This window comes from Flexivirga endophytica (assembly GCF_014640635.1).
Classification (GTDB): Bacteria; Actinomycetota; Actinomycetes; order Actinomycetales; family Dermatophilaceae; genus Flexivirga; species Flexivirga endophytica.
Genome location: NZ_BMHI01000006.1, coordinates 234765 through 248214, shown reverse-complemented (window position 1 = coordinate 248214; position 13450 = coordinate 234765). Strand labels below are relative to the sequence as shown.

The following is a 13450-nucleotide window of genomic DNA, read 5'->3' as shown; positions in this document are numbered from 1 at the left end:
CAGCGACGATGTCGGATGTGACTGTTGCTGATCTCAATCTCACCCGTGACGACTGCGCTGCGCGCGGCCGTCAGCTCGCTGTCGACACCCATCGGGTGGACCTGGACCTGAGCAATCTCGAGGATGCCGAGGCGGTGACGTTCGCCTCGCGCGCGACCGTCCGCTTCACCAGCACGGGCACCTCGACGTGGCTCGACCTGGTCGCCGACGAGATCACGTCGCTCACCGTCAACGGTGCGCCCCAGCCGTTCGACTCGTATGACGGCGCGCGGGTCCAGCTCGGGCAGTTGCGCACCGACGACGCCAACGAGGTCACCGTCGAGGCGCGCTGCCGCTACAGTCGCACCGGCGAGGGCCTGCACCGCTTCACCGACCCGGCTGACGGAAACACCTACGTCTACACGCATTTCGAGCCCACCGACGCCAGGCGGGCGTTCGCGTGCTTCGAGCAGCCCGACCTGAAGACCCGCTTCACGCTCGCAGTCACTGCGCCCGCCGGATCGTCGGTCTTCGCCAATCAGTCGCCCGCCAGCGACGAGGCGGACGGTGACCGGCACACGGTCACCTTCGCGCCGACGCTCCCCCTGTCGTCATACCTGACCGCGCTCGCGGTCGGCCCGTTCCACTCCGTGTCGGACGTATGGCGAGCCGACCGCCCCGACGGCAGCACTCTGGAGGTCCCGCTCGGTGTCATCTGCCGCAAGTCGATGGCCGAGCACCTGGACGCGGAGGAGATCTTCACGATCACCAAACAGGGGTTGACCTTCTTCGACGAGGTTTTCCAATTCCCTTACCCCTGGGGCAAATACGACGAGATCTTCCTGCCGGAATACAACATCGGCGCGATGGAACACCCGGGTCTGGTGACCTTCAGCGAAAACAGCTACATCTTCCGCGGCACACCGAGCGAGACGCAGCGCGAGTCGCGCGCCGAGGTGATCATGCACGAGATGGCGCACATGTGGTTCGGCGACCTCGCGACGCCGCGCTGGTGGGACGACACCTGGCTCAAGGAGTCGTTCGCCGACCTGATGGGCTACCTGGCCGCGACCGAGGCGGCCGGTTTCAAGGGCTCGTGGGTCACCTTCGCGGTCAACCGCAAGCAGTGGGCCTACACCCAGGACCAGCTGCCGACGACGCACCCGATAGTCGCGGACATCCCCGACCTCGAGGCCGCGCGGCTCAACTTCGACGGCATCACCTATGCCAAGGGCGCGTCGGTCCTGAAGCAGCTGATGGCGTATGCCGGTCGCGATGCGTTCTTCCGCGCGGCGCAGCTGTACTTCCAGCGCCACGCCTTCGGCTCCACCAACCTCGAGGACCTCATCACCTGTCTGCAGGAGACCTCCGAGGCCGATCTCTCGGACTGGGTGCCGTCGTGGCTGGAGACCACGGGACCATCCACGATCGCTGTCCTTCGTGAGGGCGAGAAGCTTTACGTCACAGTGGATTCCACCGACAAACTCACCGGCGAGCAGATCGACCGCAAGCACCGCGTCGTCGTGTCGACCTTCGCGCTGGCCGGCACGGCGTTCGAGCGCACCGCCCGCGTGGAGGTCACGCTCGACGCGCCGAAGGTCGAGGTCGAGCTACCCGCCGGGACCCAGGTTGATGTGGCCGTGGCCAACGACGACGACCTGACCTACGCCCTGCTGCGACTCGATGACATGTCGATGACGAACCTCACGGGCGAGCTGTCCTCGGTGCAGCCGACACTGACCCGGGCGGTCATCTGGTCCGCCCTCTGGAACGCCGTGCGTGACGGACACCTGCACGCGGACCACTACCTGGTGGCGGTCGGACGCAATGCCGTGACCGAGACCGATGCCGGGTTGCTGGCCATGGTCCTGCGCCAAGCAGCCACCGCCATCACCGGCTACCTCCACCCCGACGAACGTCCTTCCGAGGCAGGCCAACTCGTCGCCGCGATCGACGAGGGCCTGCGCTCGGCAACGCCCGGTTCGGACCTGCAGCGCGCGTGGGCGCACGCCCTCGCCGGAAGCGCCGGGCTCACCCCGGCCGGCGAGGAGCCGGTGCGCCATACGCTCGATGGCGGCGTCGACGGCCTGGAGCTCACCCCGTCGCTGCGCTGGGACCTGCTGGCCGCCCTCGCCGAACTCGGCGCGATCGACGAGGCACGACTGCACGACGAATACGCGAGCGACCCGACGATGAGCGGTGCGACCGCCCGCGACCGCGCGCTCGCCTCGCTCCCGGGCGTGGCCACCAAGCAGCGCGTATGGCGCGAGCTGACCACGGACACCGCGCTGACCAACGACAAGCAGCGTGCGCTGCTGGCCGGTTTCGACGTCGGCCCGGACAGCGATGCCGCGGACTTCGTGGCGCCATACTTCGAGCAGGTCGAGCAGTGGTGGCAGCAGCAGACGATGGTCATGGCCGGCCGGCTGGCCACCGGGCTCTTTCCCCGCACCAACATCACGGTCGGCGACGACGAATACCCACCGGACAATCCGGTCGTCCGCGCGACGGAGCAGTGGCTCGCCGATCGCGGTGATGCACCGCAGGCGTTGCGCCGCATCGTGATCGAGCAGTTGGACCACACGCTTCGCCGCCTACGCGCACAACGGGGCTGAGTCGGGTCAGAGGATCGCGCCGAGCACGGCGACACCGACCAATGCGACCAGCGCGACGATCACCACGATGCGCTGGGACCGGGGAGACATCATGCGACGCGCTCGCCCGCGAGGTCGGCGCCGTCGCGATGCCGCACCTCGAGGTGTGGGATCGGACGGCCCTCCAGTCGGAGTTGCAGGTCTTTGCCGCGCATCAGATAGATCATGACGGCACCCACCGTAATCGCCGTGGCGATGCTGCCCACGAGAATGGTCCATCGCGGGCCCCACGCCGAGCCGATCCAGCCGATCACCGGTGCACCGACCGGGGTGCCGCCGAGGAAGATCGCCATGTAGAGCGCCATCACCCGACCGCGCATCACCGGGGTGACGCTCAGTTGCACGGTGGCGTTGGCGGTGTTGAGCGTGGTGATCGCGCACAGCCCGGTCGGCACCAGGAACAGCGCGAACAGGATGTATGACGGCGCCAGTGCCGCGAGCGCCGAGCAGATCGTGAAGCCGATCAGCGACCCCAGCACGATGCGCAGCCGCGGACGCTGCCGACGCGCCGCCATGAGCGCACCCGCGAGCGACCCGATCGCCATGATCGAACCCAGCAGGCCGTATTCGGCGGCGCCCTGGTGGAAGACGGCGGTGGCCATCAGCGCGATGGTGATCTGGAAGTTCATCCCGAAGGTGCCGAGCATGAAGACCATGAACATGATCAGCATCAGGTCCGGCCGGCGCCTCACGTAGGCGAGCCCCTCGCGAACCTTGCCCTTGCCACGGACCTGCGGGGAGGGCATCAGTTCGGCGGGCCGCATCGCCTTCAGCGCGATCAGGACCGCGATGAACGAGAACGTGTTGAAGACCAGCGTCTGTCCGGTGCCGAGCAGCCCAATGCACAGGCCGGCGATGCCCGGGCCGATCAGCCGGGCGGCGTTGAACGACGTGGCGTTGAGACCGACGGCGTTGCTCAACATGTCCGACTCGACCATCTCGGAGACGAACGCCTGCCGACTGGGGTTGTCCAACGCCGTCGCGACGCCTTGCAGCAGCGCGAGTGCGTAGACCTGCCACAGCGTGACGACATCGGTGAGGACGAGTGCGGCCAGCAACGCCGCGGTGACCGCGAGTGCGGTCTGCGTGCCGAAGAGGATCCGCCGCTTGGGGAAGCGATCGGTGATGGCGCCGGCGAACGGCGCGAGGAGCACCACCGGGGCGAACTGCAGTGCGGTGACGATCCCGAGAGCCGTCGAGCTGTTGTCGGTCAGCTGCGTCAGGACCAGCCAGTCCTGGGCGGTGCGACCCATCCAGGTGCCGACGTTGGAGACGAGCGCGCCCGCGAAGTAGACGCGGTAGTTGTAGACGGACAGGGACGCAAATGTCCGGCTCCGGCTCATGTGTTGGACACCACCCGCTCCAGGATGTCGACGGCCTCGCGCACGACCGCGCACTCCTCCTCGGTCAGATCGTCCATGCGGGAACGCACCCATTCGTCACGGGAACGGCGTATGGCGCTGAGGGTCTTGCGACCTTCCGGTGTCAGCTGCAGATGGACCTGCCGGCCGTCGTCGGGGTCGGCGTCGCGGCGTACGAAACCTTGCTCGACCAAAGCGTTGACCGTGCGCGTCATCGACGGTGCGCTCACGCATTCGATCTCGGCGAGTTCGCGCGGGGTGCGAATGTGCTTCTCGAGCTTGCCGAGCACCGAAACCTGGTGCGGCGGCAGGGTGTCCCGTCCGGCGCCGGAGAAACGGACCCGACGGCTGATCCGCATGCAGACCGACCGGAGGTCGACGGCGAGTCGTCTGCGTTCGGAGGGAGTCACGTTTAGTTAGTTTAGCTCATTAGACGAGCTAACGAAATGGGACGCGGCGCTACGGTCGTCCGATGCTCGCCCAGCCGGGCCGCCGCGGCGTATCATCAGACTCTCAGGAAATTCCCAGCGGAGGGAGTCAGAGTGTCGGCTATGAGCTCACCGGAAGCCCGCCTGCTGGTGGTCGAGGACGAAACCAACATTCGCGAATTGCTCGCAACGAGCCTGAAGTTCGCCGGTTTCGAGGTCCACACCGCGGCCAACGGCAACGAAGCGATCACCCTTGCTGGACAACACACGCTGGACCTCGCGGTGCTCGACGTGATGCTGCCGGACATGGACGGATTCACCGTCACCCGCAAGCTGCGGGCCAACGGCATCGAGTTGCCGATCGTCTTCCTGACCGCCCGCGACGCGGTCGAGGACAAGGTCAAGGGTCTGACCGTCGGTGGCGACGACTACGTCACCAAGCCGTTCAGCCTGGAGGAGGTCGTCGCCCGCATCCGCGCGGTGCTGCGCCGGACCCAGGTCGAGAGCGATGCTCGCTCGCTTGTCCAGGTCGGTGACCTCGAGCTGGACGAGGACTCCCACGAGGTCCGCCGCAACGGCCAGGTGATCGAGGTGTCCCCCACCGAGTTCAAGCTGTTGCGCTATCTGATGCTCAACCAGGGTCGGGTGTTGTCGAAGGCTCAGATCCTGGACCACGTGTGGGACTACGACTTCCGCGGCGAGGCGGGCATCGTGGAGAGCTACATCTCCTACCTGCGCCGCAAGATCGACGTCGGTGACGCTCCCGCGCTGATCCACACCAAACGCGGCGTCGGTTACGTGCTGCGCCCCCCGCGCGAGTGACCGCTTCCCGGAACTCGTTACAGGGTCGTGTCCGGCACGAGTTGTCAGCGATGCCGCTGCGTCTGCGCCTCACGGTCCTGCTGCTGGGCCTGCTCGCGGTCGCGCTGCTGGCGACCGGGCTCACCGTCACGACCCAGGTCCGCAGCTTCATGACCGGCCGCCAGGACGCCGAATTGCGAGCTGCCAGTGCGCATCTCGTCGACGGCACGATCAAGAACCACACCAGCGAGAAACGCGCCTTCGCGTATGTCCCGACCAACACCTACGCGATCGAGCTGCGGACCACCGACGGCAGGCTGACCAGCCTGACGACCGACCCGGGTAACACCTCGGCGCACGGTCCGCTGCCGGCGATCCCGAAGCTGACGAGCAAGGACCCACGGGTGCGCAGCGGGCACGTCTTCAGCGTCGGGTCCAAGAACGCCGACACCACCTGGCACGTCGTGGCCGGCACGGTGCGCAGCGACAACAAGACCTACGTCTACGCCGTCGCGGTCTCCATGGATCACACCGACGAGGTCATCGTGCACCTCGAGCTGGTGATCGTGTCGGTCGCGCTGCTGGCCCTGCTGGCGTGCGCCGCACTCGGCTGGTTCGCCGTACGCCGGGCGCTGCGCCCGCTGCGCGAGATCGAGGACACGGCGCGCAGCATCGCCCGCGGCGACCTGACGCAACGAGTCCCAGCGCCGGGCGCCCAGGACGAGGTCGGCAGCCTGAGCAAGTCGCTCAACGTGATGCTCGCCCGCATCGAGGACTCCTTCGCCGTACGCCGTGCCTCCGAGGACCGCATGCGGCAGTTCGTCGCCGACGCCTCGCATGAGCTGCGCACTCCGCTCGCGACGGTGCGGGGGTATGCCGAGCTCTACCGCCAGGGCGCCGTCTCCGAGCCCGACGACGTGAAGTCGGCGATGCGCCGGATCGAGGACGAGGCGACCCGGATGGCCGTGATGGTCGACGACCTGCTGCTCCTGACCCGGCTCGAGCGGCGGCACAAGGACGACACGGAGACCGAGCGCCCACCGACTCCGGTCGACCTGACGGTGCTGGCCGCGGACACGGTCCAGGACGCGACCGCGATCGATCACGACCGCCAGGTCCGGCTGCGCGGGCTGCACGGACCGGTGCGGCCGACTGTGGTGCTCGGCTACGACGCGGCACTGCGGCAGGTGCTGACCAACCTGATGGGCAACGCGATCCGCTACACGCCGCCCGGCTCACCCATCGAGGTCGCCGTCGGCGCGGCGAACGGCGTGGCACAGCTGCAGGTGATCGACCACGGGTCAGGAGTGCCGGCGAGCCAGCGCGAACGCATCTTCGAGCGGTTCTATCGCGCGGACGTGTCGCGCAACAGCGAGCACGGCGGCAGCGGGCTCGGGCTGGCGATCGTGACCGCGCTGGTCGAGGCCCACAAGGGCACGGTCGAGGTTCGTGACACCCCCGGTGGTGGCGCCACCTTCGTCGCGAAAATACCCTCGAGTCCAGAGCACACCGCCAGCCAGACCACCGCACCGCCGACCGAGAGCCAGCCACAGGAGGTCCACAGGTTCGACGAAGCGCCAGAACAGAACGACGGCGTTCAGTAGGAACCAGTGAGGCCGATCACCGGCGGCGCACCGACCACGAGGGGTTTAGAGATGTCGTTCGAGCAGCATCCTGCCGATGACGACCGGCGCAACGATCCGCAGAATGCGGACACCACCGGCCGCATCTACGCGACCGACGATCACACCGCGCACCTGCCGGCCCACCCGCGCCCCGAGGCGGCATACGGAAATCAGCAGCCGCCGCAGTTCGCCCAGCAGCAGCAGGGTCAACACGCCGGGCAGCAGGCGCCGTATGGCGCGCCGATGAACCCCGGACAGCCTGCGCAGCAGCAGGCACCACAGCAGTCGTATGCCGGCGCCCCCGCGCAGGGCCCCTACGCCGCGCCGTCATACAACGGCGGTCAGCAGGGCGGCGGGTTCACCGGTGGTCCGTACAACCCCGGCGGCAACAACGCCCCCAAGCGCAGCAAGCGCTGGCTCGCGGTGCCCATCGCGGCGATCCTCGCGGCCGCGCTGGCCAGCGGCGGCACCTGGGCGCTGACCAAGGACGACAACGGCTCCTCGACCGCCAGCGGCGGGAGCACGACCGTGATGAAGGCCGACCCCGCCGACTTCGGCGATGCCGGGACAGTCAATTGGGCGGCCACCGCGAGCAAGGTCTCGCCCAGCGTCGTGGCGATCACGGTGCGTTCGGGCACCACCGGCGACCAAGGGTCCGGCGTCATCCTCGACAAGGACGGCAACATCGTCACCAACAATCACGTGGTGACCGGTGCCGGCAAGAACGCGAAGGTCACGGTCACCCTCGCCAACAACCAGACCTACGACGCCGAGGTGGTCGGCACCGACGCCAGCACCGACCTGGCCGTGGTCAAGCTCGAGGATGCACCCGACGACCTGAAGCCGGTCACCATGGGCGACGACAAGAAGCTCGTCGTCGGCCAGCCGGTGATGGCGGTCGGCAACCCGCTCGGCCTGGCCGGCACCGCGACCACCGGCATCGTGAGCGCCCTGAACCGACCGATCACCACGCGTCAGGAGAGCCAGGGCGGCGGCGATGACAACCCGTTCGGCGGCTCGCAGCAACAGCAGACCCAGGACAACAGCTCGACGACCAACGCGATCCAGACCAGCGCCGCGATCAACCCGGGTAACTCCGGTGGCGCCCTGGTGAGCGGCTCCGGGAAGCTGATCGGCATCAACTCCTCGATCGCGACTCTCGGGCAATCTTCAGGTTCCTCCCAGTCGGGGAACATCGGGATCGGGTTTGCTATCCCTGTGTCCGTCGTCAAGAACATCACCTCGCAGCTGATGGACACCGGCAAGGTCAAGCACCCGCAACTCGGCGTCCAGGTCGCGACGCAACCCGGCACGGTCAAGCTCGGCAACGCGACGGTGCAGGCCGCCAAGATCGTCAAGGTCAACTCCGGCTCCCCGGCGGACAAGGCCGGGCTGAAGAAGGGCGACATGGTCACCAAGTTCAACGGCCAGCAGATCGGATCTCCCCCGTCCGATGCGCTGATCGGGTTCGTCCGGGCACACAAAGTGGGGGACAAGGTCACGCTGACCGTCGTACGCGACGAGAAGCAACAAGACGTCACGGTCACGCTGGGCGAAGCTTCGGCCGGCTAGACCGCGACGAAGGACCCCGGGCGCTCTCCCTTCCTCCGTTGCCCGGTGGTCCTGACGGGGTGGATCCGGCTTGTGACGGGGCCGGATCACGCGAGGGGCGCCTCTGAAGGCGGTCGTGACTGGAGATGAGCGGATGTGTTCGCTCTCCTCCACACCGACTGCCGGAAGAGGCGCCCTTTCGTCATACCTGGCCACTCGCGGCTGTGGGTCGGATGTTCTGGTTGATCCTGAACGTGTTGTCCGGGTCGTAGGTGTTCTTGATCTCGACGAGCCGGTCGTAGTTCGCGCCGTAGCTCGCCTGGACCCGGTCCCGGCCCTCGTCCATCATGAAGTTCACGTAGGCGCCGCCGACCGAGTAGAGATGCACGGCGTCGTGGTAGTCCTTGGCCCACTTGGTGATGACGGGCGCGTTGGAGGGGTCGGGATCGACCCCGACGATCACCTGCGAGAAGTTCACATCACGGTGCCCCCACGCGGTCTCGTCCGAACCCACCCGATGCACAGCCCCGTCCACCGGGTAGATGTGCATCTGCGACAACGGCGTCGGCGCCTCGTCGCCGAACCGGCTGTGCGCCTCGACAGCCGCATCCGGGATCTCCCGGAACAGGTCGCCGCGCCAGTACCACTGCAACCCACTGGGCAGAAGTGCGTCGAACATCCCCTGCAAGGCGGGGTATGGCGCGACGCCGGTCCCGTCCCAGGCCGGTTGCAGCTCGCGGACCGGTGCCACCGCATCGGCGGCATCGTCCGGGTCGCCGGTGTAGCACCAGACGATCGCGCACGCCTTGTGCAGGTGGAACGGCTCGGGGAACGGCGCCACCGGCGGCACCGTCATGGTCACGAAGAAGCCGTAGAGGTCCTCATGCTGTGCGGGCAGGAAGTCCCGGTACCACTGCAGCACGTCGGCGGTGGCCGCAGCAGGCCAGGCGGTCGGCCCGCAGAAGACGTCGGAGACCGGGTGCAAGCGCAAGGTGAATGACGTGACGATGCCGAAGTTTCCGCCGCCACCGCGGATCGCCCAGAACAGGTCGGGGTGCTCGTCCTCGGATGCCGTGACGACCCGGCCGTCGGCCAGCACCACCTCGGCGGACAACAGGTTGTCGATGGTCAGCCCGTACTTGCGGGAGAGGTAGCCGTGGCCGCCGCCCAGCGTCAGACCGCCGATGCCGGTTGAGCCGACGACGCCGGCGGGTGTCGCCAGCCCGTGCGCACCGGTCGCCGCGTCGAGCTCGCGAACAGTGGCACCGCCCTGCACCCGGGCGGTGCGACCGGCCGCGTCGACCTCGACCGCCGCCATCGGCGACAGGTCGATCACCAGCCCGTCGTCGACGACGCCGAACCCAGGTCCGGAGTGGCCGCCACCGCGCACTGCGACCGGCAGTCCGCTCCGTCGGGCCTCGGCCAGCACCGCCCGCACATCGCCGACAGTGCGGCAGGAGGCGATCGCCATGGGGTGACGGTCAATCATGGCGTTGTAGACGCGTCGTGCCTCGTCATAGCCGACGTCTTCGCGTCGCACGACTCCTCCGGCGGTGGCGAGGTCCGAGATCGTGGTCATGAGCGCGCTCCTTGTGTCGTGGGTTTCACTGTGTCGTGGGTGTCACTGTGTCGATGTCCAGCCTTGCGCTGCGGCACACCCGCCGTCATGACCTGAATTGGCCCCTCCCTGTCGATCCGCGCATAGTCAGATCTGACCATCCCCGAGCGACCGCGGCGATACCATGAGGGATGGAGTGGTGGCCCTCGATTCCGCTACCACGCCGCTTCCAGGTGGCGCGCCGTTCCAGGCTGGTCGGCCGGCGTCACGAGCTGACGGAGTTCGAACACATCTGGTCCCGAGTCGAGGAGGGCGACGGTCAGGTCGTGCTCGTCGGCGGGGAACCCGGAGCCGGCAAGACCCGCCTCGCCGTCGAGGTCGCCGGCGCCTTGCACGACCACGGCGTCCCCGTTCTGATCGCGGCCGCGGGCAAGGACGCCGGCGTGCCATACCAGCCGGTCGTGGAGATTCTGGACCATCTCTTCGAGCACTCGCCGTGTTGCCGCGACGAACACTCTCCCGAGCGCGACACGAAGGACTGCCCGCTGCTCGCTGGGATGCCGTACGACATCGGTCAGATCTCCGGGCAGGCAGCCCGGCACCGGTCCCTAGCGGTGACAGACACGTCCGGCGACATTCGGCGAGACCTGTTCGACGCGGTGGCGATGCTGCTCCGCCGCCTTGCCGAAGAACGACCCTTGGCCGTTGTTCTCGATGACCTGCAGTGGGCCACCTTGCCCACGATCGCGCTGCTGAAACATGTGGCGGGTGCGTCCGTGGATTCCCGGCTGCTGCTGGTGGCCACCTTCCGAACCACTGCTCCTGATCACTCGGCTGCGCTCAGCGAGCAGCTCGCGGACCTGCACCGGCTCGACGGGGTGCACCGTCTCGACCTCGAGGGCCTCGACACGACGGCCATCGCCGAGTTCGTCAGCGAACATGCCGGGATCTCCACCGCGGCAGCGCGGTTGCCGGCATCGATCCTGCGGGACCGTACCGCCGGCAATCCGTTCTTCCTCCGCGAGATGTGGACCGACGTGCAACGCCGCGGTGGGGTCGCAGCATTGCGTGACAGTCGGAGCGTTCCGGTCTCGATCTCCGAAAGCATCGCCGTGCGGTTGGCCGGCCTGCAACCAGAAGTGCTCGAAACCGTCCAGCTCGCAGCAGTTCTCGGCGAATCTTTCGATGTCACAGCCCTCGTTCGTGCCGGTGTCATCGGCCACGTGCGCAGTGTGGAGGCTGTTGACTCCGCAGTCTCGGCGGGCCTGCTCGAGGCCCGCGACGAACCACCGTCGTGCTACGGATTCGTGCACTCGCTGACCCGCCAGGTGATGCTCGACCGACTCCCCGCCGCGCAACTGCAGGTGCTGCACGCGCACGCCGCTCAGGCCTTCGACCGGGGCCCCGCGACTGCGCCGGATCTCTACCCCAGGCTGGCCCACCACTACCTCTGCGCGCAACCGCTCGGTTACCGCGAACAGGCCTACCGCTATGCATGTCTCGCGGCACGCCAGGCCGCACACAGCCTGGCCTACGAGGACGCTGCCGGCTGGTTCGAACGTGCCGCCGGACTGCCTGCCACCGGTGCTGACGAGGTGGCGCAGTCCCTCTTCGGCGCGGCGCAAAACTATGTGCGGGCAAGCGAATTCGCGCGCGCCAGGGACATCTACGACCGGCTCACCGGGATGCCCGACCCGCTGACTCGGCTGCAGGCCGCGATGGGATTCGAAGAGACCAACTGGCGACCGGGGTCCATCGACTTCCGCGCCGCGGAGCTGCTGTCCGCTGCAATCGCCGACTGCGACCTGCCCGAGGACGATGTCCGTCTCGTCCGGGCGACCGGATCACTGGCACGCGCACTGGCCTTCGCCGGGCAACACGACCGGGCGGAGCCGCTCGGTGAGCATGCCGTGAGTCTGGCACGGCGCACCGGCGACCGGACGACGATCATGCACACCCTTCGAACCGGGCTCTGGCACGGTCTGCGACCCGACGCCGCCGGACGGCAGATGGAACGTGCCGAGGAGTTGTCCGCGCTCGGCAGAGAAGCGGGCGATCAGGAGTCCCTCTGCGAAGCCGCTCACTTCGGAGCGCTGGCCAGCTATCTTGCCGGCCGTCCCGCAGACCTGGAGAAATACACCCGTCAGGCGCAGGCCGCCGCCGCATCGGGACGACAGCCGTTCATGGACTACACGGCAACCTGCATGCTGCAGAACCGCGCCTATCGACGCGGAGACTTCGAGGAAGCCCAGCGTCTGGCCGACACCGCGCTGCGGATCGGTGAATTCGACAGCGACGCCATGGACGGGCCCCACAGTGTCCAGCTCTTCATGATCCGCCGCGAGACCGGCCGGCTGGAAGCGGTGCGACACCTCGTCACCGGCTCCGAGTCGCACACCGGGCGTTGGTTGCCAGGACTGCTGGCTCTCTACACCGAGTTCAACCTGACCGATGGCATGCGGCGCACACTGCACACCCTGCTCGAGCGCGATGTCGAGTCATCCGTTGCCGACGCACGGTTTCCGATCGAGCTGGCGTTCATGGCCGACGCCGCTGCCGACCTCGTCGACTTCGAGGCCATGAACACCGTGCGCCTCCTGCTGGCCCGGTACTCGGGGTCGAACATCGTCGCCGGTCAATTCGTGGCAGCCTTCGGCAGCGCCGACCGGTATCTGGCACGCATTGCCGAGGCCACTGGGGATCAGGTGGCCGCGGACGGACTGTTCGCCTCGGCGCTGAGCATGGATCGGCGGATGGGATCGGACGTGCACATCGCAGAGACCCTCGCCCGGCACGCCGTGGCACTCCAGCGCCGAGGCGACCAGACGGGGGCAGCGCAACTGGCCGAGGAGGCCCGCACTCTCGCCGGACCGATCAAGCAGCTCCGGGTGCTGCACCGGTTGGAAGCGATGCCGGCCCGTGTGACCCACGACGGGCTGACCCGGCGGGAGCTAGACGTGGTCCGTCTCCTGGCCGCGGGACTCAGCAACCGCGAGATCGGCTCACAACTGTTCATCAGCGCCAACACGGCGGCGAACCACGTGCGCAGCATCTTGACGAAGACGGGCACCACGAACCGCACCCAGGCAGCGCGCTACGCCACCGATCATCACATCGTCTGACCGACCGGCTCCAGACTGGCGTCCGGGAGGAGTCGATGTCCCATCTCGACGATCACGTCCGCCGGGATCCCTGCACGGGTGGCCGCGCGCCGGATCGCGTCGGGTGACGGGGCCTCGTAGAGGCAATACGTCTTGCGCTTGTCGGCGGACAGGAACGAATACAACCAGCGCACGTCTTCGTCCAGGTTGATTCGGTTGACCCCTTCCGCACCATCGGGATCCAGCTCGAGCGCCTCGGCGAACTGTCGCTCCACCATGAAGATCGGCATGGTTGACCACCACTCTCGAAGAGACCTCCCAGAGTACCCCCCGTAATCCCCGTGACCACGGCAGTTTCCGCGGATATACTCGCTCTTCCCCCACCATCGACC

At 67.7% G+C, this 13450-nt stretch carries 9 protein-coding genes; 5 read left to right on the top strand and 4 right to left on the bottom strand.

Going from position 1 to position 13450, the window contains the following annotated elements; all coding sequences use genetic code 11:
* Positions 1 to 17: 17 nt before the first annotated feature.
* Positions 18 to 2594, top strand: a complete 2577-nt coding sequence (gene pepN, locus IEX71_RS19460) for an aminopeptidase N (RefSeq protein WP_229749883.1) — start codon at positions 18 to 20, stop codon at positions 2592 to 2594.
* Positions 2595 to 2683: 89 nt separating this feature from the next.
* On the opposite strand, the gene IEX71_RS19455 is transcribed toward pepN, so the two are convergent.
* Both IEX71_RS19455 and IEX71_RS19450 read right to left on the bottom strand, forming a co-directional pair.
* Positions 2684 to 3976, bottom strand: coding sequence for an MFS transporter (locus IEX71_RS19455; protein ID WP_188838729.1), 1293 nt, complete (start codon positions 3974 to 3976; stop codon positions 2684 to 2686).
* A complete protein-coding gene (locus IEX71_RS19450) occupies positions 3973 to 4404 on the bottom strand; it encodes a MarR family winged helix-turn-helix transcriptional regulator (RefSeq protein ID WP_229749882.1) in 432 nt (143 codons plus the stop codon). The genes IEX71_RS19455 and IEX71_RS19450 overlap by 4 nt, the downstream gene beginning before the upstream one ends.
* 141 nt (positions 4405 to 4545) lie before the next feature.
* Between IEX71_RS19450 and IEX71_RS19445 the strand changes: the two genes are divergently transcribed.
* From IEX71_RS19445 to IEX71_RS19435, 3 genes are read left to right on the top strand one after another with little or no spacing between them, the layout of a single operon-like run.
* The gene (locus IEX71_RS19445; protein WP_188838728.1) at positions 4546 to 5244 is read left to right on the top strand and encodes a response regulator transcription factor; all 699 of its coding nucleotides are present in this window, start codon (positions 4546 to 4548) and stop codon (positions 5242 to 5244) included.
* A gap of 50 nt (positions 5245 to 5294) precedes the next feature.
* Positions 5295 to 6827 (top strand): sensor histidine kinase, encoded by a 1533-nt coding sequence (locus tag IEX71_RS19440; RefSeq protein WP_188838727.1) that lies wholly within the window; start codon positions 5295 to 5297, stop codon positions 6825 to 6827.
* A gap of 51 nt (positions 6828 to 6878) precedes the next feature.
* Positions 6879 to 8420, top strand: a complete 1542-nt coding sequence (locus tag IEX71_RS19435; protein WP_229749881.1) for a S1C family serine protease — start codon at positions 6879 to 6881, stop codon at positions 8418 to 8420.
* A gap of 181 nt (positions 8421 to 8601) precedes the next feature.
* Here IEX71_RS19435 and IEX71_RS19430 read toward each other — a convergent pair whose 3' ends face one another.
* Positions 8602 to 9978, bottom strand: a complete 1377-nt coding sequence (locus IEX71_RS19430; RefSeq protein WP_188838726.1) for an FAD-binding oxidoreductase — start codon at positions 9976 to 9978, stop codon at positions 8602 to 8604.
* Between the two features lie 212 nt (positions 9979 to 10190).
* Here IEX71_RS19430 and IEX71_RS22760 point away from each other — a divergent pair, with 212 nt between their 5' ends.
* Positions 10191 to 13079 carry a helix-turn-helix transcriptional regulator gene (locus IEX71_RS22760; protein WP_188838725.1) on the top strand — a complete coding sequence of 963 codons (2889 nt, stop codon included), beginning with the start codon at positions 10191 to 10193 and terminating at the stop codon, positions 13077 to 13079.
* On the opposite strand, the gene IEX71_RS19420 is transcribed toward IEX71_RS22760, so the two are convergent.
* The gene (locus IEX71_RS19420) at positions 13067 to 13348 is read right to left on the bottom strand and encodes a DUF4242 domain-containing protein (RefSeq protein ID WP_188838724.1); all 282 of its coding nucleotides are present in this window, start codon (positions 13346 to 13348) and stop codon (positions 13067 to 13069) included. The two genes, IEX71_RS22760 and IEX71_RS19420, sit on opposite strands and share 13 nt — an antisense overlap.
* Positions 13349 to 13450: the final 102 nt, after the last annotated feature.

Coding starts and splice junctions, on each gene's coding strand:
- IEX71_RS19455 (WP_188838729.1), bottom strand. CDS start 3,976: ATGAGCCGGAGCCGGACATTTGCGTCCCTGTCCGTCTACAACTACCGC.
- IEX71_RS19445 (WP_188838728.1), top strand. CDS start 4,546: ATGAGCTCACCGGAAGCCCGCCTGCTGGTGGTCGAGGACGAAACCAAC.
- IEX71_RS19440 (WP_188838727.1), top strand. CDS start 5,295: ATGCCGCTGCGTCTGCGCCTCACGGTCCTGCTGCTGGGCCTGCTCGCG.
- IEX71_RS19435 (WP_229749881.1), top strand. CDS start 6,879: ATGTCGTTCGAGCAGCATCCTGCCGATGACGACCGGCGCAACGATCCG.
- IEX71_RS19430 (WP_188838726.1), bottom strand. CDS start 9,978: ATGACCACGATCTCGGACCTCGCCACCGCCGGAGGAGTCGTGCGACGC.
- IEX71_RS19420 (WP_188838724.1), bottom strand. CDS start 13,348: ATGCCGATCTTCATGGTGGAGCGACAGTTCGCCGAGGCGCTCGAGCTG.